Origin of the sequence: Aquimarina macrocephali JAMB N27 (assembly GCF_000520995.1) — a bacterium.
GTDB classification, from domain to species: domain Bacteria; phylum Bacteroidota; class Bacteroidia; order Flavobacteriales; family Flavobacteriaceae; genus Aquimarina; species Aquimarina macrocephali.
Genome location: NZ_JACA01000041.1, coordinates 88,369 through 113,914, shown reverse-complemented (window position 1 = coordinate 113,914; position 25,546 = coordinate 88,369). Strand labels below are relative to the sequence as shown.

Annotated in this window: 20 protein-coding genes; 10 read left to right on the top strand and 10 right to left on the bottom strand. The window is 33.4% G+C overall.

Features of this window, described 5'->3' with window-relative positions:
* Positions 1 to 52: 52 nt before the first annotated feature.
* Positions 53 to 2,521 carry a hypothetical protein gene (locus Z054_RS0120435; protein ID WP_024771897.1) on the top strand — a complete coding sequence of 823 codons (2,469 nt, stop codon included), beginning with the start codon at positions 53 to 55 and terminating at the stop codon, positions 2,519 to 2,521.
* A gap of 286 nt (positions 2,522 to 2,807) precedes the next feature.
* The gene (locus tag Z054_RS30475) at positions 2,808 to 6,467 is read left to right on the top strand and encodes a reprolysin-like metallopeptidase (RefSeq protein WP_024771896.1); all 3,660 of its coding nucleotides are present in this window, start codon (positions 2,808 to 2,810) and stop codon (positions 6,465 to 6,467) included.
* A 74-nt stretch (positions 6,468 to 6,541) separates the two neighbouring features.
* On the opposite strand, the gene Z054_RS0120425 is transcribed toward Z054_RS30475, so the two are convergent.
* From Z054_RS0120425 to Z054_RS0120415, 3 genes are all read right to left on the bottom strand, one after another.
* Entirely contained in the window at positions 6,542 to 7,078 is a 537-nt protein-coding gene (locus Z054_RS0120425; protein WP_024771895.1) for a hypothetical protein, read from the bottom strand.
* Between the two features lie 99 nt (positions 7,079 to 7,177).
* Positions 7,178 to 7,894, bottom strand: coding sequence for a lipoyl(octanoyl) transferase LipB (gene lipB / locus Z054_RS0120420; RefSeq protein ID WP_024771894.1), 717 nt, complete (start codon positions 7,892 to 7,894; stop codon positions 7,178 to 7,180).
* A gap of 44 nt (positions 7,895 to 7,938) precedes the next feature.
* Positions 7,939 to 8,700: a hypothetical protein gene (locus Z054_RS0120415; RefSeq protein ID WP_024771893.1), complete on the bottom strand. Its 762-nt coding sequence runs from the start codon at positions 8,698 to 8,700 to the stop codon at positions 7,939 to 7,941.
* A 327-nt stretch (positions 8,701 to 9,027) separates the two neighbouring features.
* On the opposite strand from Z054_RS0120415, the gene Z054_RS0120410 reads away from it, so the two are divergent.
* Positions 9,028 to 10,347: a hypothetical protein gene (locus Z054_RS0120410; protein ID WP_152538627.1), complete on the top strand. Its 1,320-nt coding sequence runs from the start codon at positions 9,028 to 9,030 to the stop codon at positions 10,345 to 10,347.
* A gap of 107 nt (positions 10,348 to 10,454) precedes the next feature.
* On the opposite strand, the gene Z054_RS0120405 is transcribed toward Z054_RS0120410, so the two are convergent.
* The 3 genes from Z054_RS0120405 to Z054_RS31085 form a co-directional block, all read right to left on the bottom strand.
* Positions 10,455 to 11,045: a hypothetical protein gene (locus Z054_RS0120405; RefSeq protein WP_024771891.1), complete on the bottom strand. Its 591-nt coding sequence runs from the start codon at positions 11,043 to 11,045 to the stop codon at positions 10,455 to 10,457.
* A 15-nt stretch (positions 11,046 to 11,060) separates the two neighbouring features.
* Positions 11,061 to 12,626, bottom strand: a complete 1,566-nt coding sequence (locus Z054_RS0120400) for a S41 family peptidase (RefSeq protein WP_024771890.1) — start codon at positions 12,624 to 12,626, stop codon at positions 11,061 to 11,063.
* Positions 12,627 to 12,759: 133 nt separating this feature from the next.
* Positions 12,760 to 12,915, bottom strand: a complete 156-nt coding sequence (locus Z054_RS31085) for a YqaE/Pmp3 family membrane protein (protein ID WP_074410361.1) — start codon at positions 12,913 to 12,915, stop codon at positions 12,760 to 12,762.
* 160 nt (positions 12,916 to 13,075) lie between these two features.
* Between Z054_RS31085 and Z054_RS0120390 the strand changes: the two genes are divergently transcribed.
* From Z054_RS0120390 to Z054_RS30470, 7 genes are all read left to right on the top strand, one after another.
* Positions 13,076 to 14,131, top strand: coding sequence for a response regulator transcription factor (locus Z054_RS0120390; RefSeq protein ID WP_024771889.1), 1,056 nt, complete (start codon positions 13,076 to 13,078; stop codon positions 14,129 to 14,131).
* 102 nt (positions 14,132 to 14,233) lie between these two features.
* Positions 14,234 to 14,713: a DUF1573 domain-containing protein gene (locus Z054_RS0120385; RefSeq protein WP_024771888.1), complete on the top strand. Its 480-nt coding sequence runs from the start codon at positions 14,234 to 14,236 to the stop codon at positions 14,711 to 14,713.
* Positions 14,714 to 14,896: 183 nt separating this feature from the next.
* Positions 14,897 to 15,781: a hypothetical protein gene (locus Z054_RS32245; RefSeq protein ID WP_024771887.1), complete on the top strand. Its 885-nt coding sequence runs from the start codon at positions 14,897 to 14,899 to the stop codon at positions 15,779 to 15,781.
* 95 nt (positions 15,782 to 15,876) lie between these two features.
* Entirely contained in the window at positions 15,877 to 17,025 is a 1,149-nt protein-coding gene (locus Z054_RS0120375) for an MBL fold metallo-hydrolase (protein ID WP_024771886.1), read from the top strand.
* Between the two features lie 334 nt (positions 17,026 to 17,359).
* Complete coding sequence (gene lysS / locus Z054_RS0120370) at positions 17,360 to 19,051, top strand: lysine--tRNA ligase (protein ID WP_024771885.1); 1,692 nt, start codon at positions 17,360 to 17,362, stop codon at positions 19,049 to 19,051.
* A gap of 89 nt (positions 19,052 to 19,140) precedes the next feature.
* Complete coding sequence (locus tag Z054_RS0120365) at positions 19,141 to 20,736, top strand: hypothetical protein (protein WP_024771884.1); 1,596 nt, start codon at positions 19,141 to 19,143, stop codon at positions 20,734 to 20,736.
* Between the two features lie 449 nt (positions 20,737 to 21,185).
* Positions 21,186 to 21,794, top strand: a complete 609-nt coding sequence (locus Z054_RS30470; RefSeq protein WP_024771883.1) for an SPOR domain-containing protein — start codon at positions 21,186 to 21,188, stop codon at positions 21,792 to 21,794.
* Between the two features lie 109 nt (positions 21,795 to 21,903).
* On the opposite strand, the gene Z054_RS0120355 is transcribed toward Z054_RS30470, so the two are convergent.
* From Z054_RS0120355 to yiaA, 4 genes are all read right to left on the bottom strand, one after another.
* The gene (locus tag Z054_RS0120355) at positions 21,904 to 22,248 is read right to left on the bottom strand and encodes a DUF6515 family protein (RefSeq protein ID WP_024771882.1); all 345 of its coding nucleotides are present in this window, start codon (positions 22,246 to 22,248) and stop codon (positions 21,904 to 21,906) included.
* 285 nt (positions 22,249 to 22,533) lie between these two features.
* Positions 22,534 to 23,079, bottom strand: a complete 546-nt coding sequence (locus Z054_RS0120350; RefSeq protein WP_024771881.1) for a GDYXXLXY domain-containing protein — start codon at positions 23,077 to 23,079, stop codon at positions 22,534 to 22,536.
* Positions 23,080 to 23,327: 248 nt separating this feature from the next.
* Entirely contained in the window at positions 23,328 to 24,608 is a 1,281-nt protein-coding gene (locus tag Z054_RS0120345) for a DUF2157 domain-containing protein (RefSeq protein ID WP_024771880.1), read from the bottom strand.
* A 362-nt stretch (positions 24,609 to 24,970) separates the two neighbouring features.
* Complete coding sequence (yiaA, locus tag Z054_RS0120340) at positions 24,971 to 25,447, bottom strand: inner membrane protein YiaA (RefSeq protein ID WP_024771879.1); 477 nt, start codon at positions 25,445 to 25,447, stop codon at positions 24,971 to 24,973.
* Between the last annotated feature and the right edge of the window lie 99 nt (positions 25,448 to 25,546).

Below are 25,546 nucleotides of genomic sequence, written 5' to 3'. Positions count from 1 at the left end.
GAACTTTTTTATTTTGACAACTGAATTCAGGAATATAAAACGCATCGGCATAATGAAAAAAATAGTTGCAGTTCTCTTAGTTTTTATTGCTATTTCTTGTGACGATACATCGAAAAAATCAAATTCTTTATTGGATCACATCCCAAGAGACACTCAAATCATTATAAAAATCAATGACCTTGAAGGAGCTGCCAGTAAATTAAGAGATAACAATTTTATCAAAAACAATAACCAGATCGCTTTTTTTGAATACTTCAAAAACTTGTCTATCCTGGATCAAACACATCAAACTGAGAGTATTTTATGTTTCTCTCCACTAGGGAAAAATGATTATGAGTATACGTATATTTCAAAATTTGACCCTTCTGTAATCAATACCGATTCACTTAACACAAAACAAATTGAAACTATAAATTATTCGGAGAATACCATTTATAAGGTTACATCAAAAGGAAAATCATTTTTTGCCACTAGACAGGATAGTTTGCTTATTGCCTCTTCGTCTCAATTATTGATCGAAAATGCAATACGAATGCAAACCGCTCCAATTCCTATTGATAAAGATTTACAAAAAGTATATGAAGTTTCTGGTACAGAAAACACACTATCTGTGTTGGTTAACGGAAAAAAACTACAAAACATTCACAATGCTTTACTACCTAATACAGAACTGGAAAGCTTACAAAATTTTAGTGGTTGGATATCTGCCGATGCCACTATAGGTCAAGATGCAATGTATCTGGATGGTATTGCTATAGAAAAAGATTCGCTATCCAGTACCATTGGGATTTTTGACAACACTATCGCTCAGGAAAATAAGATTTCAAAAGTTACACCTGTTACCGCAAAAGGGTTTATCTCTTATACTTATGATGATTTTGATGTATTGAAAAAAAATCTATCTATAGCGCAGGACAGGGAATTAGAAGATATCCCTGGGGATCTTGACGATATATTATCAGGTGTTTCTGAAATAGGCATGATTTTTCTGGACAAAGAAAATATATTAGTTCTAAATTCTCTAAGTCCCGAAACTGTTCAAGAGAGTTTGGCAGGAGACAAAATAGATACCTATAGAAATACACCTATATACAGTTATAAAGGCTCCTCTGCTTTTTCTCAAATCCTTAATCCTTTGGTTAACGATTTTGATGCCAAATATTATTTTGTTAGGGATGACTTTATCATTTTCGGATCTTCTACCAAAGCTCTTAGAGATGTTATTGCCAATATTCTGAATCAGACATTACTCCATGATCAAGAGTATTACAAAACAATTATAAAAGATTTATCTGATGAATCTTCGATATTAATAGCAGGTAATATCAAAAACATAAAAGAATATATCTCTGAAAATGTTGAAGAAGAATATTCATCACAATGGGAAGCTCTTAAAGATAAAGGATATCAAATAGGAATAGTACAGGTTATAAAAGAAAATGATTTTGCTCATGTACATAGCATCTTACAAAAAAACAGGGCTAAAGGAGCGGCAACATCTGTAACGCAAACTGCATCAACTACGTTGGAGAATAAGGTACTAACCAGACCCATTCTTGTTAAAAACCACAGAACCAAAGGTATGGATGTAGCTGTACAGGATATCGAAAACAACATGTATCTAATTTCTGATAAAGGTGCTATTTTCTGGAAAAAACAAATCGACGGTGAAATACTCGGCGATATTCAACAAATAGATATCTACAAAAATGGCAGATATCAACTATTATTTAGTACTGCTAATACCATGTACCTGATTGATCGTGATGGAAAAGATGTAAAACCATATCCTAAGACATTTGAAAAACCAATTACACAACCACTTGCGTTATTTGATTATGACAAAAGCAAACGTTACCGTATTGTTATTACCCAGGGTAATGAAATAAAAATGTTTGATGCTGAAGCAAAAGCTGTAACTGGATTTAGGTTTAAAAACACAGAAACAGATCTTATTTTACCGCCGAAACATATTAGAATCGGGACCAAAGATTATATTTTACTTCCCGAAAAAAATGGAAAGTTAACGATCCTGGATCGACTGGGTAAACCACGAGTTAATGTAAAAGAAAAAGTTGATTTTTCTAAAAATGAATGGTATCAATATCTGAACAAATTTACATCCACCACCAAAAGCGGAAAATTAATTCAAGTACAAAATGATGGCAATGCTGTAGAACAAAATCTAAGTTTACACGAGGATAATAGAATGGTAGCTACCAATAAAACCCTGGTTACTTTTTCTGAAAATAAACTTACCATAAAAGGCAAAACCCTTGAACTCGATTTTGGAGTGTATACAGAACCTAAACTCTATTTTATTAATAATAAGATTTACGTTACCATTACAGATATACAAGCCAAAAAAGTATACTTATACGATAGCAATGCTGAGTTATTTCCTAATTTCCCAGTATACGGTAATTCTGTACTAAGTTTAGGCAATATGGATAAAGATCCTAATCTAGAATTTGTAGTTCAGGGAGAAGAAAATGGCGTGCTCATCTACCAAATAAATTAATCCATTGTTAAAAAAATAACAATAATAGAAAATCTAAAATTTAGATTTTGGATTTTCTATTCACAGAATTCACTTTACATGTAACGCTATAATACGTAAGATTTTACCGATTTTCACCATACTACATTACAGAAATAAACTAATGCATTTTATTTAACATTAAATTAAGATTTCACACAAGTTATTATTATTTTATGTTAAATATCATTTCATAGGCACTAAACTTCATTATCAGGAGTTGTACAGCCAACGACACAAATTTTACTAACACAAATCAAACTCAATTATGAAAACAAGTATTTTTAACAAAATACTGGTGCTCGCGTTCTTTTTAGTGAGTATTAGTGTTAATGCACAACTATGGAGTCCCGTATCTCCTGCAAAAGCACAAGCCAAATCCAAAGAACTTAGAAAAACAACTCCAACTAAGTATCAATTATTTAACTTAAACACTACAGAGTTAAGATCTATCTTGCAACGTACGCCATCAAGAGTGCAGCAAAAAAGTTCAAGTATTGTAATCCAACTCCCAACTGCAAAAGGAGTACTTCAAAAATTTAGAATTCTTGAAGCTTCTGTTCTTGAAGAAGGACTCGCAAAACGATTTCCCAGTATCCAATCTTTTGTCGGTTATGGGATTGATGATCCTACATCTATTGCCAGATTTAGTTTCTCGAAAATTGGTTTACATGCAATGATAACTTCTGGAAATCATTCGACCATTTATATCGATCCTTATACAAAAGATAAGGGAAGTTATATCTGTTATGCTAAATCAGACTTACCTGCCGATCCTAATAATTTTGAGTGCCTTGTTGAAGAAAACGTTAAATCAAACTTTTCTAATCAGCAATTCAATGCTTTAAAAAATGCTAATGACGGTAAGTTAAGAACGTTTAGACTAGCTATCGCATGTACTGGAGAATATTCACAATTTCATATAAATAATCAGGGAATCAGCTCTAGTGCCTCTGATCAGGTAAAAAAAGAAGCTGTACTTTCTGCTGTAAATAATACCATGACTCGAGTAAATGGTATTTTTGAAAGAGATCTTGCTTTAACCATGGTATTGGTAAATAATAATACAGATATTATTTTTCTAGATGCAAATACTGATAACTTAAGTAACAGTAATGCAAATGCTTTAATTAACGAAAGTCAGACTGTTTGTGACAATGCTATAGGTTTTAACAATTATGACATTGGACATGCGTTTAGCACAGGAGGAGGAGGACTGGCACAGCTTAGATCTCCTTGTACAAACTCTAAAGCACGAGGAATCACAGGAAGTGGTCGCCCTATCGGAGATGCATATGATGTGGATTATGTTGCCCATGAAATGGGACATCAGTATGGTGGAAATCACACTCAAAATAATAGTTGCCAGAGATCCAATGCATCTGTCGAGCCAGGAAGTGCTTCTACGATTATGGGGTATGCTGGTATTTGTTCTCCAAACGTACAAAACAATAGTGATGCTTATTTTCATGCGATCAGCATTCAGGAAATGTGGCAGAATATTTCACAGGGAAACAGTAGATGTGGTGCTCAAAGTAATACTGGTAATGCTGCTCCTACTGCCAATGCAGGACAGGATTATACAATCCCGGCTTCGACACCATTTGTATTAAAAGGTAATGGATCTGATGCTAATTCTGGGAACAATCTTACGTATTGCTGGGAGCAAATGGATGCACAACCTGCAACCATGCCACCTGTTGCTACGTCAACAAACGGACCTGCTTTTAGATCTTTGACTCCAATTGCTTCGCCTGATAGATATATGCCGGCATTACCTACAGTTATTTCGGGACAAACGTCTTCTACCTGGGAGGTTGTTCCTTCTGTAAGCAGAACAATGAATTTTAGACTTACCGTAAGAGATAATGCATCTGGTGGTGCTAGTAGTGCCAGCGACGATTCAAAAATAACAGTTGCAGGTGCAGCTGGACCTTTTGTTGTTAATGCACCCAATACTAATGTTAACTGGGCTTCGGGATCTACACAAACCGTTACCTGGGATGTAGCAGGAACGACTGCTAATGGTATTAATGCGGCAAACGTAGATATTTTACTATCTACCGATGGAGGAAATACATATACAACAACAATTGCTTCTGCAGTACCTAATGATGGTTCTCATAGCATCACTGTTCCCAATGCTGTAGGAACACAGAACAGAATAATGGTTAGAGGATCCGGACATATTTTCTATGATATTTCTAATGCTAATTTTGAAATCTCTGGAGGAAGCGGTGGAGATACTCAAGCTCCAACAACTCCTGATGGTTTAGCTGCTTCAAATATCACACAAACTACTGTTGATCTTAACTGGAATGCTGCTACAGATAATGTGGGAGTTACAGGATATGATATCTATCAAGGGAATACTGTAATTACAACAGTAACCTCTACTTCGCATCAGGTGACCGGGTTATCAGCAAATACATCATATAGTTTTAGAGTAAAAGCTAAGGATGCAGCGGGTAATGAATCTAATTTCAGTAACACTGCCAATGCAACTACGCTTTCACAACCAGATACTCAAGCACCAACAGCTCCTGCTAATTTAGCAGCTTCTAATATTACAAAAACTACTGTTGATCTTTCCTGGGATGCTTCTACCGATAATGTAGGAGTTAGCGGATATGATGTTTATAGAGGTACTACAGTGATCACAACCGTTACTACTACTTCTTATCAGGCTACCGGATTATCACCAGATACTGCTTATAACTTTAGCGTAAAGGCAAAAGATGCTTCGGGTAACGAATCTAGCGCCAGTAATACAGTAAATATTACGACTTTACCATCTACAGGAGGTTCTTCTTGTACCGGAGAGATTTCGGCTTTCCCATATACTGAAGGGTTCGAAAATACTCTTGGAGCATGGAAACAGGCAACTGGAGATGATTTTAACTGGACTGTAGACGCTAACGGAACTCCATCAAGAAACACTGGGCCTTCTAGTGCTGTAGAAGGAACCTATTATGTATATATGGAATCGTCTACACCTAATTACTCAACAAAAAGAGCGATTCTTAATTCTCCTTGTTTTGATCTAACAGCTCAAACCGCTGCAAACTTTTCATTCCAATATCATATGTATGGTGCTTCAACTATGGGTAGCTTAGCATTAGAAGCGAGTAATGATAATGGTGTTACATGGACTTCAGTTTGGTCTAAATCAGGAAATCAAGGAAATTCATGGCAATCTGCAACTGTAGATTTAAGTGCATACTTAGGTTCTACTGTACAATTACGTTTTAATGGTGTTACTGGTACTACCTGGCAAGGTGATATGGCAATAGATGATGTAAACTTAGGTGAAGGAGGAGGATCAGGTACTACTTGTACTGATGTGTTATTAACTCTTAATTTTGATAATTACCCACAAGAGACAAGCTGGCAAATTGCTGATAGTAACAATCAAGTTGTTGCGTCTGGAGGAACATATGATACTCAGCCTGATGGATCAACATTAACAATCACAGAGTGTTTAGATCCTGGAACTTATATTTTTACACTTAATGACACGTATGGTGATGGAATTTGCTGTGCATATGGTAATGGTTCCTATACACTTACATCAGAAGGAACTACAATAGCCTCTGGAGGGTCTTTCGGAACTTCTGAAGCTACAACATTTACAATCGGTAGTCCTTCTGCAAGATCATTAGTAACCATTGATGGCACAATGACTACAAAACAACTAGAAATATCTGCATTCCCTAATCCAGTAGGAAAAGATCGCTTACTAAATGTAATCGTTTCTAAAAAAGATACTTCATATGAGGTTGTAAGTATTCTTGGGAAAATTGTAATGAAAGGTAAATTAGTTCAAAAAACAATCAATACCAGTGCATTACCATCGGGATTATATATTTTAAAACTTAACCCTGGAGGTGAAGGTAAATACAAATCTTTTCAATTTGTACAAGAGTAATATTCGATAATAGTTAATTATGGTAAGCGATGTATTGAGAAATACATCGCTTACTTTTTTAAGTTAAACCCAGATTAAAGCCTTATTTTTTCTTTAATGTTGAAGATTTTATGAGAAACTTCAGGTATGTTAAACGATACATCAATATTGATTTCATCTTTTGATTTTTGAAGCTCCAGATTTCCATCTTTAACTTTATAATATCCTGCCTCTCCTCTACAAAAACAGTGTTTCCCAAAAAGTAAATGTACTTGCTCTAACTTCTCCCCTTTTAAACTTAGAGTCTCTGTAGTTTTATTGATTTCTAAATGTATCGTTTCAGAATAATCTGCATCTGCAGTACCTTCAGGTCCTTTGATTAAAAATTTAAATTCGATAACTATCCCATCTCCTTTTTCGATAACAGGGTAATATCTATCTGTGGTATCTTTTTTTAGTACCATCGAAGAATTCTTATGAAGTTTGATAGTACAGTTTCCGCCTTCCGGGCAATACTCCTTATTATTTTGATATTCAGAAACAACCGCTATTTCTTTTGAAGAATCGACTGTGTTTTGAGTTTTACATGCGCATACCAGCATAAGGGTACTAAGAAAAGTATATACCTTCATTTTTATTTATAATTTTAATCATTTCTTTTGTAAAAAGATCAGATCGTTATTGTATATAAAAACCCCGGATTAATTTTTTTAGTATGAAAAACTGAAGATTTAAATTTCTGTTTTTTGTTTTACAAATTCTGCTTCAAAAAGTGTTTTAAAATGTTTTAGCAGTTTTTCTTTAACCTCATCTACATTTATATGGTCTACTCCTAATTCGACTTGTAATGATGTAACCGTTTTATCTTTAATTCCGCAAGGAATAATATGATCAAAATACCCCAGATTAGCATTAACATTTAAAGCAAATCCATGCATCGTAACCCAGCGACTGGCACGAACTCCCATAGCACAGATTTTACGTGCAAACGGAGTACCTACATCAATCCATACTCCGGTTTCTCCTTCACTTCTTGTAGCATTAATATCATATTCTGCCAAAGTGAGGATAACCATTTCCTCCAAAAAACGAAGGTATTTATGAATATCGGTAAAGAAATTATCGAGGTCAAGAATTGGATATCCTACTATTTGCCCTGGGCCATGATAGGTGATATCTCCTCCTCTATTGATTTTATAAAATGTAGCTTCTTTTTCTTTTAATTGCTCTTCTGATAATAACAGATTACTGATATCCCCACTTTTACCTAAAGTATATACATGTGGATGTTCTACAAAAAGAAAATAATTTGGTGTACTAAGCCCGGCATCTTCTCTTCGGTTTTTGATTTTTATATCCAAAATCTCTTTAAAAAGAGTTTCTTGATACTCCCAGGTTTCTTTATAATCTTTACGGCCAATATCCTGGAGTTGAATTCTTTTATTCATAGTTCACAAAGATACATCATAAAAAAAAGTGAAACGATAATTTTTTAATTTTCCAGTTCTACTTCGACATCCAATATCTTAGGGTTTTCCATAAGTTCGATAAACCCGACTTCTAGTACAAAACTCTTCATATCAAGACTAAATGTTGCTTTATCAGATGACATTTTTATTATTTTTCTCGGAAAAGTATACTTTAGTTTATATTTAGAACTAGCTAAAAACATTCGGGCTTTTTCCAAGCTATCCATACTTTTTTTCACCTTCTCTTCATCAATAATCTCTGTAATCCTGCTAAACTTATTGTTTTTAAAACTATACTTCACTTTGGTCCCTCCTTCTTCAGACATCATAGTTTCTAAGGGGTTTATTTTACCTGCCCCTGAACCTTTATTTGCTTCTCCTACAGCCATAGAAATTTTAAAATCCCCAAATACATCTCCTAATTCTGAAACATCTTTAAAGTTCCTATACATGTCCATATTCATTTCTTGAGCTTCAGAATTTACTACCATATGCATTTCATAATCTTTTAATCTCTGCAATCTTTCCTGCATCTCCTTTGATAATTTAGAAATACTATCTTTATGTTCTTCTAAAAAATCTTTAAAAACTACTAATGAATCAACATTTTCTTTTTTCTTTTCTGTAACCTGCCCTTCTCCCATCTTCATAAGCTCTGATCCATCAAAGTTTATGGTAATTTTTCCTGTTCCATCTTCATTCAAATTCAAATTCTCTGAAAATTGACATCCTACCAGAAGTAAAGATGATACTATAGTTAACACACAAAGACTAAATCTTTTCATATATTCTTATTATTTATTTAAACAAGGACAACCTATTATAACAGATCTATTTTTTATTAAAACTATGGGTAGCATTTAGCCTTTCCGCACACTTATGATCTGTGATGTAAAAGTAAATTAAATATTATAAAGTATTCTAAATAATGAGCTCTGAGTTAAGAATTAGTAATCTTTTGCTTAAAAATCGTATTTATTATTTTCACGTTTCTTTTTTTTTGTATTTTACCTATTATTTGAAAACAATGGTAGAATTATTTTTGTTTTTCAGTATAAATATTGTAATTCTTTCTTCACACAAACAATTAAGAGAAGTTCTATAATTATCAAATGAGAAAACAATTACACATATATGGACTTCTATTTTCTATGTCTTTTATTGGGTTTGCGCAAAATGGCCCAGGAGGAGTAGGAACATCTGATGGAACATCTTCTTTAAGGGTATGGCTAAAATCCGATGACATAGATGCTGATGGTGATAATACCGATAACCCTATTAATGGAACCGCAATATCCACCTGGTCTGATAATAGTGGTAATACCAATAATTTTACTCAGGCGGGAGCAAATCGGCCAACTTATAATACAACAGGAACTTTTAATGCTGTTAATTTTAATTCTGGTTTGGCTACTGCACAATTTATGAACGGTACCATAACAGGATCTTTTGCTAATGCAAGTGCTTATTTTGTAATAAACCCTGTTAATACAGGTAATTCTCATTCTTTATTTGATAACACAACTGCTTCTTTACGAGTAGAACAATGGTTTAATACGAGTAGAGTTGGTTTTACTCGTTATGGAGTTGCAGATTATGCTACGACAATGGCTTCTCCATTTGGTATAAACAGTATAATATCATACCATAAAGCAGGAGGATCGACGAATCTTAATGTAAGAGTAAATGCTGCAACACAGGTTTTAAATATAGGCTCTACTACTGCAGGTATTCCTTATGACAGAATTGGTAGAAATTCTAATGGTGCTGATGAAGCAACTGGGGATTTTTTAGAAATATTATTGTATAACAATAGTCTTAATGCTGCACAAACTATTATTGTAGACAACTACTTAAGTGCCAAATACGGAAGTATTCTAATCCCTATAAACGTGTATAATGAGGATGATATAGCAGCCGGGAATTATGACCATGATGTAGCAGGGATAGGAAGAGTTGATGCGGCTAATTTTCATAATGATTCTCAAGGAACTGGTATCATAAGGGTTTTAAACCCATCTGGATTGGGTAACGATGAATTCCTGATGTGGGGGCATGATAATGGAGCCCTACTTTTAAACAATGTAACAGATATACCCACCAGTATACAATCGAGATTAGATCGAGTATGGAGAGTAAGTGAAGTTAGTACATTAGGAGCACCTGTCGATGTAGGAAGCATTGATCTTAGGTTTGACCTAACAGGACTCAGCGGTATTACTACACCTTATTTGAGACTTCTGGTAGATACCGATAATGATGGCTTGTTTAATGACGAAACTCCAATTTATGGAGCTACATCCCTGGGTGGTAATATTTATAGCTTTACAGGAATAACGGCATTATCAAATAATGTAAGGTTTACTCTGGCAACGGCTGTACGTAAGGTGATAACCAATAGGAATATTACATATCGAATTAACAGAAACTAAAGAAATAATCGATGGTATAAAAGTAAATTAATAAGTACAACAATATACTGTAGAATATATTATCGCAGTAATTATTGTTTTACACATAGTTTCTTTGAGAATACTAATTATTTAGTAGCCTTAAAACCATTTTTATTGACACTAACTTCCAATTCTTTACTCTCTACAGGAGTTTCAGAGAAACTTTGTTGCTCTGAATGCGCTTTAAGTTGAACCTGAAGAGTATCGTCTCCATTATATTTAAGTGAATCTATTATAATTCTATCTCCTAAAAAATAAGAATCAATCTGCCTAATTGTTTTACCTTCATAATCTAAAACAAACATACCTACATAATTAAAAATACCTGATCCCTGGTTTGAAACCTTGAAAGGGGCCATAAAATATTGTTTATCTTTAGAAGATTGATTTAAGGTTGTTATTTTTAAATAATCGACGATAACTTCTCCTCGTTCGTCTCCATCAATATAAACGCCTTTTACCACATGTAAAGAATCTGTATCAACTTCTGAAATCTTACATTTAGCATTTGTTTCAGGAATTGTAATAACCCAATCATTAGACGTTTTTAAACTAAATAACTTTAATAAAGCTTCAGATTGCGAAGATGTGTTTTCATCTTTACAACTTTGTGTTATGGCTATTATCATAATAAGGATAATTACTCTACCCGCTCTAACTATTCTTTCTTTGACCATATTATATTTATTATTTTATTTATTCACGTCCTGCAGCACCCACTCAAGCTCTTTATCTATCCCTTTTTCTGCTTCGATATAAACATCTGGTTTAATCCCAAAACCATCGGGCTCTACAGTATGAGGTGCATTTATTTTCATTAACCCCACTCTCATATTTATCTTAGAATTAGGAAGCTCTATATATGCAAAAAAACCTGCAATAGTACCGTTATATGCTCCACCTGTTTCTTCTCCAACAAAAGTAGCGCGTTTGGTCGCTTTTAGATGAGTAGATAAAATACTACTTGCAGAAAAACTTTCTCCATCTATTAATACATAAATTTTACCGGTATACGAATTTGATTTAGGCTTTCTGAGTTTACTATATTTAAATCTAAAATAAGGATCTCCATTTTCTTTTTTAACCTTAAAAAACTGGTATGTGGTTAAAACCGGGGAGAATAATATAGCTCCGGTTTTTCCGATCCAGGATTTTGTATGAAAAACCGGATATAAGAAACTTAACCGTTTAGTCATTTTTGCCTTCTCAATAAACACATACTCTTTATCGATTAAATAAGAATAGAGTTCTTCTATTTCTGCTAATCTACCTCCCAGATTTCCTCTTAAGTCTATAATGAGGTTTTTACTAGTTGCAGAATCTATTTTTGCGAAGCTTTCTTCATAAAAATCCTTATAATTTCCATTCGTAAAACCTCTTATTTTTATATAAGCGATAGCAGAAGTACTATCTGTTGTTATAAATTTAAAATTTCTATTATACTCTTTTTTGTATGTATCAAAACCATATTTATTATGCTGTTTACGCACCGCTTTATTCTTTATCCTGGCTATTTTTTTATCTGCTTTGCTTTGCTTTACTACTGGTACAGTGATAGTGTCTTTTTTTACGGTTTCTTTCTTTTTACTATATCCGGCATGTACATAACGAGAATAAATACTATCTCCGGTTTTTAACTTCACTAGCACACTATCTTTTTGCTGGTGTGTTCTGGCATAAAACACTCCAAAACCATGACCAATATACTTTGGGATAAATGTTCTATTATAGCCATCTCCCGTATGTAGTTTTTGAAAAGACAGTAATAGATCGCTTGTTTTCTCATGATCAACACTCAATATCTCGGAGCCCACTACGAGGGTATCTTTTTTCTCATAATTCTTTTCGACATATACCTTATTGTCAACACTATGAAAAGCTAATGATTTAAAAGGATAGCTTCTTCTACCTTTCATTTTTTTCTCTTTTCTTGTTTGCTTTTTATAAGGAGGATAGATCGCTGTATGCCCCTGTCGTATACTAGCAATTACTGGTGCTAATCGTTTATAAAATGCAATGCTGGATATAGGTTCTTTTATATTTTTCTTTAGTGTACTTATTTTTTCATCCAATGAATCCTTACTTATATACCAATATAAATCCGGATGTAGTTTTTGTAATTTACGATATATAAAATCTATATCATCGTGTATTTCTTCTGGACTATGGAGTTCGCTAATTTGTTGATTATACTTTTTAACTGAAGAACAAGCTGTTAAGGAGAGTACTAATACATACAGAAATAACTTTCTAATCATAAAGACTTGATTTTGGATTTGAATTTATACCACCAAATGCATGCCACAATTATTGTATTATGGGTTCATCACAATAATTTTGTTTTTTTACCGTGATATTTGCTTTCTGCAGAAAAGTCAGAAGAGCTTTCTGTCATTTTGGATTATTAAGTATAACCAATGCTGCTATTACTCCTGGCACCCAACCACAAATAGTTAACAACAATACTATTACGACAGATCCACAACCTTTATCTAATATTGATAACGGTGGAAAAAAAATAGCCAATATAACTCTCCAGATACTCATAGTTTGTAATGTAAAATAAATTAAATGTTATACTTATAAGTAGACGACAATTTTATTATGTTACAATATTACCGTAAAATTAATTTCTATATTTTTAACTTGGCATGAGAATTAAAAACAATGAAACTAGCAATAACAAGTTTTAAAAATATTTAAATGCATGAAATTACCATTTCTAATACTATACTTTATCGTATTGATCAGTCCCAAAATACTTTTGGCGCAATATGAATTCTCTGGTTATGTCGATAAAAAAAACTGGTCGGGAGATATTTATTTATCATTGATAGAGGATTACAGAAAGTTATCTGGAGTCTATCCCGAACAGATTATTCAGAAAACGGTAAGTGACTCCATGGGATATTTTAGCTTTTCGGGAGATAATCTTCCTTTACAAAATCATATGTACAGGATTCATATAGAAGGGTGTTCTGAAGATGAAAAAAAACCAATTCATTTTAATGGGTTTTGTCCTTACAGTAAAGAAATTTTATTTATTGCAAATAACACAGATGCTCTTACCTTACCTTTTTCTTTTGATAATGAAATGTTTTGTAAAATTGTTTCGAATAATGAAAAAAGTAATGCTTTTATCAAGGTCGACTCTATCATAGGTGAAATGCGTTTTGCCTTTGCCTCATATAGAAGTGAAGCTAATCGTAAGATCAATGAAAAAAAGTGGTTTGCCACACTACAAGGTTTTGTAAAAGATCAAAATGAACCACTCACAGAACTCTATGTTTATGCTTTTTTATCAGATAAATCCAATAATTTGTATGCTCATTATCTTGAAGATTTAGAGCAAAATGTATACTATGATAACCTATTAGAACGATTACAAAAAAAATACCCTAGTAGTACATATACCAAACGATATGAAGCAGAACTAGCTTCAGACAAATTTATGATCAGTCCCAAGGAAGTTTCATATAAAAACTTGTGGTTATGGGTAGTGTTGGCATGTGCAATAGTACTTAATATTTTTCAATTCCTGAACTACCGGAAAAAGGTAAAAACATCTCATAATTCTGAAAAGAATCTTACACAGCAAGAACAGAAAGTATTAGACCTTATTCTTGATGACAAGACTAATAAAGAGATTGCTTCTACCATGTTTGTGAGTATAAGTACTATAAAAACTCACATAAACAATCTATATAAAAAGCTTGACGTGAGCTCAAGAGACGAAGTTAAATCACTAAATATCAAGAAGTAACAAAAAATCCACCTGGGGTCTAGTCCCCTTTTCAAACCTGTTTTTATTGATTTTGTTCTCTTATGTTTTCATTTTTGATACCTCTAATCAAAATTTGAAATCATGAAAAAAGAATTCCTAATCTTAGCCAGCCTACTTGTAATGGCTGTAGTATCTTGTAAGGATGATGCTACCAAAAAGATAAACGTAGAAAACGTTGCCGTTTCTGAAAGTCGAGATGCAAAAGTCTCAGATTTTCCGGTAATGGACTTTGCTCAAACCAATCACAATTTCGGGACTATTAATGAAGGTGATGTTGTAGAGCACAAGTTTACCTTTACCAATACTGGTAAAGCACCATTAGTTATTATAAGTGCCAAAGGTAGTTGTGGCTGTACTGTTTCTAAATGGCCCAAAGAGCCAATTGCTCCGGGAGCTACAGGAGATATGATGGTCACCTTTAATTCTAATGGTAAACCCAATATGCAGAACAAGCAGGTAACCATTACCGCGAATACCGAAAAAGGTAAAGAAATACTTAAAATCAAAGCTATGGTTACTCCCAGAGCTAAGGCGGTAAGCGGAGCTCCGATAAGTAAATAATCGCTTTATACAAAAACCAGTTATATAACTCACAATCAATCAACTCCTAATACAGGAGGAGTTATTCTTATACTCAAAGCGATCAGTTCTCGATGAGAGAAGCTATTCTTAAACCTTACATCTCCTCCCGTTGGGAGGAGATTATATATTCTTTATTTACAACATCATAAACACCTTCTTAAAATGAAAACAATTATATGTATTGCCATAGCTATGATTTTATCCATGATGACACTTTCTGCTCAATCTTTTAATCATGAGATCAAAGTAGAAGGAAGTTCTCCTATGCTTCTTGGTAAAATCAATAACCAGGGATTAACACAAGGTCCATATAACGAGTGGTTTTCAAAAAACCATAAAGAATATATTCCAAAACAAAGTAGTATAGACTCCTTAAAAACACAATTATCTTCCTATACGATTACTCTTTTTATGGGTACCTGGTGCGGAGACAGTAAACGCGAAGTTCCTCGTATGTATAAAATATTAGAAGAAAGTAATTTTCCTCTGGATCGACTTACCGTCGTTGCCGTAGACCGAAGCCGGGAAGCCTATAAACAAAGTCCGGGAGGAGAGCACGAAGGTTTAAATATACACCGGGTGCCTACTCTAATTTTTAATAAAGACGGTAAAGAAGTTAATCGCATTGTAGAATCTCCCAGAAAAACACTGGAAGAAGATATGCTAGCTATATTGTCTAAAAATTATACTCCAAAATATAGCTCGGTAATGCTAATGGATGATATTCTTACCAAAAAAGGAATGTCTTATATCACTAAGAACACCAAAAAACTAGTCAAACAATTTAAGGATAAGACCCAGAATTTATACGAATTAAACACCTATGCCAGTGTTCTTTTCTATGCAAATAAAAAAGAAGAAGCCATAGCGATATTAGACTTTAATACGGCATTGTTTCCAAAAGAAGCGAATACCTATGTAAGCCTCGCCAATAAATATCTTTATCTTGAGGATACCGCCAACGCAATCAAATACTACGAAAAATCATTAGAATTTGAAGAAAATAAAGAAATACAAAAAAAAATAAAGACCTTAGCACAACACTAAATATATCTAAGTAATCATGATATGATTTCTAGGTTTTACAATCTGAATTCGATACAAATTCATATACTAATCGTTAGTATTTATTAAAACATACCATGAAATATATAAAACAGCTAGTCTTAGTTTTTCTTTCATTTTTTTTCACTTCCTGCTCGGATTCAAAAACAAAAGAAAAGGCTGAAACATTAGTTCAAAATGAAGCCAGATTAAAACAAGAATTTGGTTTTATTCAACAAAAGATAACTGATAATCTTTATGTTTTAAAATCTAATAATTACAATACCAATATTGGTGTTTTTATAGGGAATAAAGAAATCCTCTTGATTGACCCTATGACAGGCTCTAATAACCATCATACTTTATTAGAAAAAATAAGAGAGCTATCTAATAAACCTATTAAATATGTAATCAATACTCATCATCATGAGGATCACAGCGGAGCAAATTCATTCTTTGCAGAATTAGGAGCAACAATTATTTCTCAAGAAAACATCAAGTATACTAGTGCTAAATATGATGTTATTTTTAAAGATAATTATACCCTCAACTTAGAGAATGAAAAAATTGAGCTTTATCATATTACTTCACATACTTTTGACGATGTGCTTATTTATTTCACTGAAAACAACACCATCTTTATGGGAGATACATATATGACTAATTTTTTTCCACACTATTATTACGGAGGTGGTGATAAAGGTCATATAGAATTCATTAGCAAAGCATTATCTCTAGGAAATAAAAACACAACCATAGTCGCCGGTCACGGTAAATTATCCTCTGATAAAGCAGAACTTAACGCCTATAAAAAAAATTCAATAAAATGGATTGAAAGAATCAAAGAACTATCACTTATAGGTAAAAGCGCTAATGAAATAACTCAAGATATCGAAATTAAGGAGTTAGCATTAACTTTTAGTGGAAATAATAACGTGCATCCTCAAACAATTGAAAAAACAATTTCTGTTGACTACAATTCTATTATTCCGCTTCCAGAGGACGTACTAAAAAGTTACGAAGGAATGTATCAATATAAAAATGAGAAAATTGATGAATTAATTTTTCAAGACAAGAAATTAATTCTACGAAGAAAAGGTACATATATATTTGAGCTCTCTGCACTTTCAAATACAAAATTCCATATTAGAGGACAAGTACCATATAGATACATCACTTTTTCTAATGGAGGAAAAGAATTAACTTATTTTAATGGAAAGGAAAACCAAATAGCAAAAAGAAAATAGTAAATACAAACAATAGCTGATCTACGTAAAACTAAAGCTCTACTAACCTTTTAATTTACAATTGACTCTATTTTATAATCACAATCCATTGATAGATTTTAAAAATTCACATAAAATTATAGATGAACAGGTTACATTTTACTTTACTACCACAACACTTGTAATATTGTAAAACAATGATATGAATCTGAGTTTAATGTAGAGGTCTCAATATAAAAAGTCGTCAAATAGTGTGATTTTTTGATGTCTTATAATTGAGGTTAAAAGTTTTTAATCAGACCTTTCTTTAACTTCTTCAAATAGGCTATTTTTGTCCCTTTAAAATGACGAATTTATGCAATTATCAGAACAAGAACTTGTAAGAAGAGAGAAATTAAACGCATTACGCAATCTAGGTATCGATCCTTATCCGGCTGCATTGTATCCGGTTGATTATACCTCGAAACAGATAAAGAGCAAGTTTGAAGAAGGTAAAAAGGTAATTATTGCAGGTAGATTAATGTCGAGAAGAATACAGGGTAAAGCTTCTTTTGCAGAATTACAAGATACCGATGGTCGTATACAAGTTTATTTTAACAGAGATGAAATTTGTCCTGGTGAGGATAAACTCTTATATAATGAAGTCTATAAAAAACTATTAGATATAGGTGATTTTATAGGTATAGAAGGAGAGCTTTTTACTACCCAGGTTGGTGAAAAGACTGTATTGGTTAAAAACTTTACACTATTAAGTAAATCATTAAAGCCACTTCCTCTTCCTAAAACAGATAAAGAAGGAAATACTTTTGACGAATTTAATGATCCAGAGTTAAGATATCGTCAGCGTTATGCTGATCTGGTGGTAAATCCAAAAGTTAGAGATACATTTATTAAACGTACGCAGATTGTAAATACCATTCGTAGTTTTTATAATGAAATGGGCTTTTTAGAGGTCGAGACTCCTATTCTTCAGCCTATACCAGGAGGTGCCGCAGCACGTCCGTTTATAACACATCACAATGCACTGGATATTCCTTTATATCTTCGTGTTGCCAATGAGCTGTATTTAAAACGTCTGATTGTAGGAGGGTTTGATGGAGTGTATGAGTTTGCAAAAGATTTTAGAAATGAAGGTATGGATCGTACTCACAATCCAGAATTTACCGTAATGGAAATGTATGCTGCATACAAAGACTACCATTGGATGATGGATACTACAGAAAAGTTATTAGAAAAAGTAGCTGTAACACTTCATGGAAGTCCCGAAGCACAATTTGGAGATAATATCATTAACTACAAAGCTCCTTATAAGCGTATTGGTATTCTGGATGCCATAAAAGAGCATACCGGATATGACCTTTATAAAAAGAGCGAAGCTGAAGTTCGTGAAGCTGCTAAAGCATTAGGTCTCGACGTTGATGAAACGATGGGTATCGGAAAAATGATAGATGAAATTTTTGGAGAAAAATGTGAAGCCAGTTATATCCAACCTACATTTATTATCGATTATCCTGTAGAGATGAGTCCGCTTACCAAAAAACACCGTTCTAAAGAAGGGCTTACAGAGCGTTTTGAGCTTATGGTAAATGGTAAAGAATTAGCAAATGCCTATACAGAGCTTAATGATCCTATCGATCAACGCGAACGTTTCGAAGATCAGCTTAAATTATCTGAAAAAGGTGATGACGAGGCTATGTTTATTGATCAGGACTTTCTACGTGCCCTCGAATATGGTATGCCTCCAACCTCGGGGATTGGAATAGGTATCGATCGATTGGCCATGTTTATGACCAACAATCAATCTATCCAGGAAGTACTGTTTTTCCCTCAAATGCGTCCAGAGAAAAAACAAGTAGAACTTAATGATAACGAAAAAGCCATCTTTGAAATTCTTAAAAAAGAAAAAAGCATGGACTTATCCGATCTTAAAAATGCTACAGGCCTAAGTAATAAAGGCTGGGATAAGGGAATCAAAGGGCTTTCTAAATTAGGATTAACAAAAGTTACCAAGACTGATGATACTCTAATCATAGAGGTTACCGAGTAGACAAAGAACAAAGGGTCCTTGTTTCAAACTAAGACGTTAACATTTTTTTAACTATATTTGCGGCTATTTTATAAATAACCTCAACTATTATGAAACAAGGATTACTAACATCTATTACCCTATTGTTTTGTCTAATTTCGTTTGCGCAAAGTGCAGATCTAGATAAAGAAAACTTTAAAGTTTCTTATGTAAAATTACCTACAAAACCTATTCTGGACGATACCAAAAGAACGTATTCGACTAATAATAGGGGAATTTCAATTTCTGGATTCTCTAAAGTAAAATCTGAAGGAACATTAGATTATAATTATACTTTTAATGGTACCGAAATAGGAGAAGTCAATATTAATAAGAACAAAATTGAGAAAAAGGACAAAGAAGGAAAAGTTGTTTCTGTACGCTACGAATATATGGTAGTTGTTACCTATTCATCTTCTGGATCCTTATCGCTTAACAATGCAGAGACTGCAGAAAATTTTCAAAAAACATATTCAGAAAGTACCACCTATAAGAGTAGTACTTTTAGCAGTTATACTAAGGCAAAAGATTATTACAATAATAATCGAAACAACTTAAGAAACAAATATAGAAGTGCTCATAAGAGTACTATTATAAGTAATATCAATACCTATACAAATCGTGCATATGGGTACATCCCTTATACAACCGAATATGAGTATTTATGGATTTTAGGTTCAAAAAAGCATCCAGAATTTCAGAAACACCATGAAGCATTTGATAAGGTAAAAGCGGCGTTTGATAACATCAAATATGATGAACCAATTGATGAGATCAAGAAAGAGATGGAGCCGATAATCGAGTATTTTAATAGTGTAATCCCAAACTACCCGGGAGATAAACGTAAATTAAGAAAAGTGCGATATGCCAGTTACTATAACATCGCAAATCTATACTACTATCTAGAGATGCCTGAGAAAGTAAAAGAGTACGCTCAGAAAATCATTGATAATAATTATGATAAAAAAGATGGTAAATATTTTATCAATAAGGCAGATAAGTTAATCAAGTCTTTAGAGATCAATAAAACTAATACCAGGCATATGAAGGTGCTTACCGAGGATCTTAGTAATGTACCCGATGAGGAAGAAGAAACTGAGACTGCAGATGTAGAATTAAATAAAGCATACTTGATCACCAAAGAAAATGATACTACATTGGTTGATATCAAATCCAGTGATATTGCTTCAATCGGATACAAGTTAAAAACGGTAGAGTATGATCAAAACGGTACTCCAATCGGAAGCAGAGTAAAGAGTGCAAAAAAATGTAAAGAACTTGTATTTGTTGATGGGCTTCATTACAGAAATATCAAGTTTAAAGAATCTTCTATCAAATCAGGAGCTGTAGATGCCGGACAAATGGTATTAGGTGGTGCTACTGATAAGCTTTGTAAAGTGCTTTTTGAGTCTGATAAGATTAACTTATACCTGTTTAATCAATCTGAGTTGGTTATTCTTCCTGCCGGAAGTGAAAAAGGAAAATCAACTATGGGAGCTGGTTTTGTTTTTGGTTTTAAAAAGAACCTTACCAAATATGCTGAAGGTTGCCCAACAGTAATTGAAAAAGTAGCTAATAAAGAGTACAAAAACAATCAGGAAAGTTTACTTAAGTTTTGTGATGAACTTACCAAATGTAGTTCGACACCGGCTCAAGACGGAAACTAATAGTAAGATCAAAAAATACTGTAAAAAATAAAAAACGCAACCTCATTGGTTGCGTTTTCCCCTTAATAAACAATTCTGATTATACAAGAATTCCCCAGTTGTATTCGCATATTCTTTTCTAACAATGCAATAATGATATGCTAGTACACCTTGTAGTATTTCCCAGAATGTTATACTTATTTATGTATTCTCAATTCTAAATATTTGGATAGTGTATATCATCAATATCCAAAATCAAGTATCAAATAATTCCTTTTTGATCATTTTTTTTACGAGATAAATATAACATTACTTTTAGATATAAATGTTATATTTTTATTAAAAACCGTAACTTAATTACGTTTATACCTTCATATTTCTGATTTAGATCATATAAGAATTCCTAAAACTCACAAAACCTTGAAGTTTTATAATAAACAATTATATTTGAATACCTAAACACAAATCAGATGCCTATTATAACAGACGAAGAATTACAGGGTTTTAAAGACCAAATAGAAAAAGTCGAAGAATCCAAACGTGCTATAGAATATACACGTGACAAAGCTGTAAAAGACGAAAAAGAAAACTCTCGAAAATTTAAAATAGCAACCATTATACTTGGTATTATCGCATTACTAGGTGTTGCAGGAACTGTGTATTTCATGAATTTTAATACTCCGGATAACATGATTTCTCAGAAAAAACATAAATCTGAGGTTACCACACGAGATACGAAAATAGCCGAGCTAACAGAAACGATTAAAAATCTATCTATGAATCAGGAATTAGATTCAAATAGTACTGGAGGAGGAAATGGTCGTTCCCTGGAAGATGAATTAGTATATGCTGTACAAATCGGAGCTTTTGAAAGTATCGATTTGTCTATGTATTCTGAGAATTTTGTGAATTTCAGGCAAATTAAAAGTGGCGGATATAATAAATATGCCTTAGGAAATTTTGAAACGCTTAATGAAGCCAAAAAATTTCGTAGACAATTAGTACGACTCGGGTTTAGAAATGCTTTTATCGCTTCATATCAAAACGGAGAACGACTACAGATTGAAGAAGCTTGGTAGATACAGGTTCTGGTTATAGTTAGAAAAACCAGAATAACAATATAAAGGAAAACCCCGGCGCCAAAACGTCGGGGTGTACCATCAAAACTAACTAATCAACTCAATACAACTAAACTTGTACTACAATATATTTTCTACCTGATCTCTTGTAGTATACTCCTTTACATCTGTAATATTTTACACCTCTTACTTTTACTGTTTTATATCCTCTGGGTAATGTAGTTACTCGCACTCCTGTAGGAACCGTAACTCTTTTATAGGCTCTATTCTTTTTTACATACCACACACCATCACTTCTATAATAATGTACATTTTTATGTACTACAACTTTAGGACGATGTACTTTGGTAACCACAACTCCTCGTGCCGGACGTACTTTTAATGTAGTCGCACAAGACGTCATTAAAAAACCAAACAATACAACCGGTACAACTATTCTCATCACATTTTTCATATCCTTATAATATTTTGATTTCTTATACTAAGACCCAAGGATTATAAAAAGGTTTAATGGGTACATATTAAAAATGTGATTTTTATCATTCTACACTTGTTATGTATTTTGATTCATCTTTTAAAAAAGCGTCAATTCGAGTGGTTTTTCATAATAGAATGGAGAAAAATTGTATCGAGAATAGCTTTTTTTATCCAAAATCCTATTCTCGATACTCTTCTTCCTACGGTCGAAGCACTCGAATTGACGAATTTTGGATCAAAAAATATCAAAATGCATAACGACTCATTCTACATACTCCTGTATCGGTAGTCCTGCAATAATTACATCTTCTAAGACCGATGCTCCATCTTTAACATATACCACAGCATAAACATCCTCTTCCTGTGCATTTCTATTTACCTCCCTATAGGCTTTTTCTGCATCGTATGCTTTGGTTTCTTCCATATAAAATCTATTAAATGGTAGCTCAAACATGATTTCATCATTATATGTATTAGTTACTTTGGCCATAACATAATCACCACCAATATCAAGAGGCTCTCTACTTACCCGAACAACTTTAGCAAAGCCTTCCTGATCATTTTCTATATACACTCGTACCTCATCTCCATACACGTAGGTAGTATCTGAGGTTTTAAAAGAATTCATTTCAAACTGAAGTGTAATATATTTTCCTCTAAACGGATCTGTAGGATCAATCGGCCTGGTTTTAAATTTATATGCCGTTCCCGATATCAGGATATCCTCGTTATCAAAAATCATCTTTAGCGGAGTACCAATTTGCACTACTGCCAAGACTATAAATACTATAAAATAAATCGGTTTCATCTGTTCTTTTTTTATTGTTTTTTAGTTGTCAGATGGAATTCGCCATTGAACATCTCGGTTGGTATCAACTCAATTGTTATGGCTCATTTCATATGTTTTTTTATTTATGTTTTTAATATCTCTTGTCACACTGAGCCTGTCGAAGTGCTTTCAAATTTGCGTTTTCAAATGTCTTCGACAAGCTCAGACTGACAATGCAAAAGCGAAATAGACATCACTCTTTTTATGTATTATAACATATCATCAAATTACTTCTTAATGCGCTGTTGTTTTTTCAGCATGATATAATTGGTTAAAAAGAACCCTGCTCCTACCATTACAAATAAAATCCCTCTAACAACAAAGCTCATTCCGGTATCAAAAAACCTACAGATGATAAGTATCGAAATGATCAATAATCCATAATTAAGGATCCCGAAGTTAACTTTATCTGCTCCAATTTTTATGGCAGACATCCCCAGGGCAAATACCAATGCATTCATTAATACAACAGGTAAAATCCCTGTATCAGGCAGTAAGAAGTATACTAACCCAAAGACCACAAAAGCTATCTGAAACAGGTTAACAGCTCGTATTCCCTTTCTTATAACCGTATACCCCAAAACAGAGATACTTAACAAGGATACTACTACTGCTGTATAGAGCTCCTGGGTATCATAATTGAATGTCTCTGGGAGTTCATCCCATATCCAACGAAACGTAAAAATCATCAGCGATACTATAGTCCCTAGCGAACCAATGATCAAAAAGCCATTTCTAAGTGTTCTTAACTCTTTAAATACAGTAAGTTTTCCTATAGAATATAAGAATCCAAACATGGTGATGTACATCACAAAACCAAGGTCTTCACTACGGCCTATAAATGCACTTAATGCAATTGCAATACTTGCCGGAAAAATCCAGGTAAAAATGGTAACCGTATTACTGGCCGTATTCTTTGTAATAAGAGTGTAGTAATACGGCAACACTGCTCCAATAAAAGCAATATACAACCAGGGAGTTTCTGTATTTCTATAGTTCCATAGTCCGACTTCTACCGCGTAGTAAGTACTTAGCAGTATCGTAAGTAAGGCTACTGCATGCGATCGTAACAAGTATACCAATGGTAAGCAAAGTACAATCCAGGTAAGCAAAAAAGAGCCTAATTCTCCCGGGATATTATAAATCTGACTCACCAATGCCATACATGCACCCACTGCGAAAAAAAGAAAAGTCCCTGATGCTTCTTTCCAGGTTGCACTTTTATTTTTTAATATAGAAAAACCAGCAAAGATCTGACCCAGTATCAAAGGACCAAATGCTAAAATTGTTTTTGTTAATCGCGAAAAATCATCCCAATTGTGTGCCAGCATTAAAATAATACCAGACCCGACTAATAACGCACCAAAAATCCCAAAGATCATAAACAGCTTATTAGGCTTTCCTGCATCTTTGGTAGCGTAGTATTGTCCTATTTTATCTGCAAGCTCTGGAGAGATAATCTTATCTCCTACCAGTGTTTGCAGTTCTTTATTAAATTTTGATCCCATAATATCATGTTGTTTAGTGAATTGATAACTCGCTGTGTATAGAATCGTAACGCAAAAGCGTTAAAATGCACAACGGGTTGTTTTCTATTGATAAAAAGACAGCCGCAACCATACGGCCGTCTTCTTTAATCATCAAAACAAGAGACCTCAAGCCCCCCTAAGGTCCCTTCTTTTGATTCCACTGTTCTAACCCGGATTATGCATCAGAAAATCTATTACGTCTTGAAACTACTTCAAAATATACCGTTGCACTACATTTTTCAGTTTAACCGTAGCGATGCTATGCTAATACTAAGAAAATGTCATATTTTATGGTACTTTCAAGCCTCATAACGAAGTTCTGATGCATAATTCGGATTTAATTACTCCTCGCTGTTTTCGATAAACTTCTTATCCCTGGTATTCTTCTGCACTGCAATGGCAGCAAATAAACTTAAAGCAAAAGACATCCCATAAAACCCTTTTTCACTAAGCTCCAGGTCGGCATTCCATAAGCCGATAATCAGCAATAAAATAGACGTGAGTGTGGTAAACCAACTAATCCCATAATAGATATCGGTAACCGGGATTCCCTCTAGCCTATCCCTAACACTTTTTTGCACAGATACTGCAGAGAACAATCCAAATAGCAGGATCGTAAAATAGTACCCTTTCTCATTAAGAACCATACCCGCATTCCATAATCCGGTGCAATAGGATATCATTCCTATAAATAGTGCAGACCATGATGCCGATATAAAAGCCGGAGTTGGCTTTTGATCATATACTTTGTTTTCTTTCTTTTCTACATTTTCGATTACTGTATCCTCGGATACATCATTACTAAATTTGTAATTCATAATAATTGATTTTGATGATTAAATAAAAATTCAATTGTTTATTTTGAACAGGACAAATGTGCGATGATATGCTTTGATATAAAATTCGATTTATCAAAA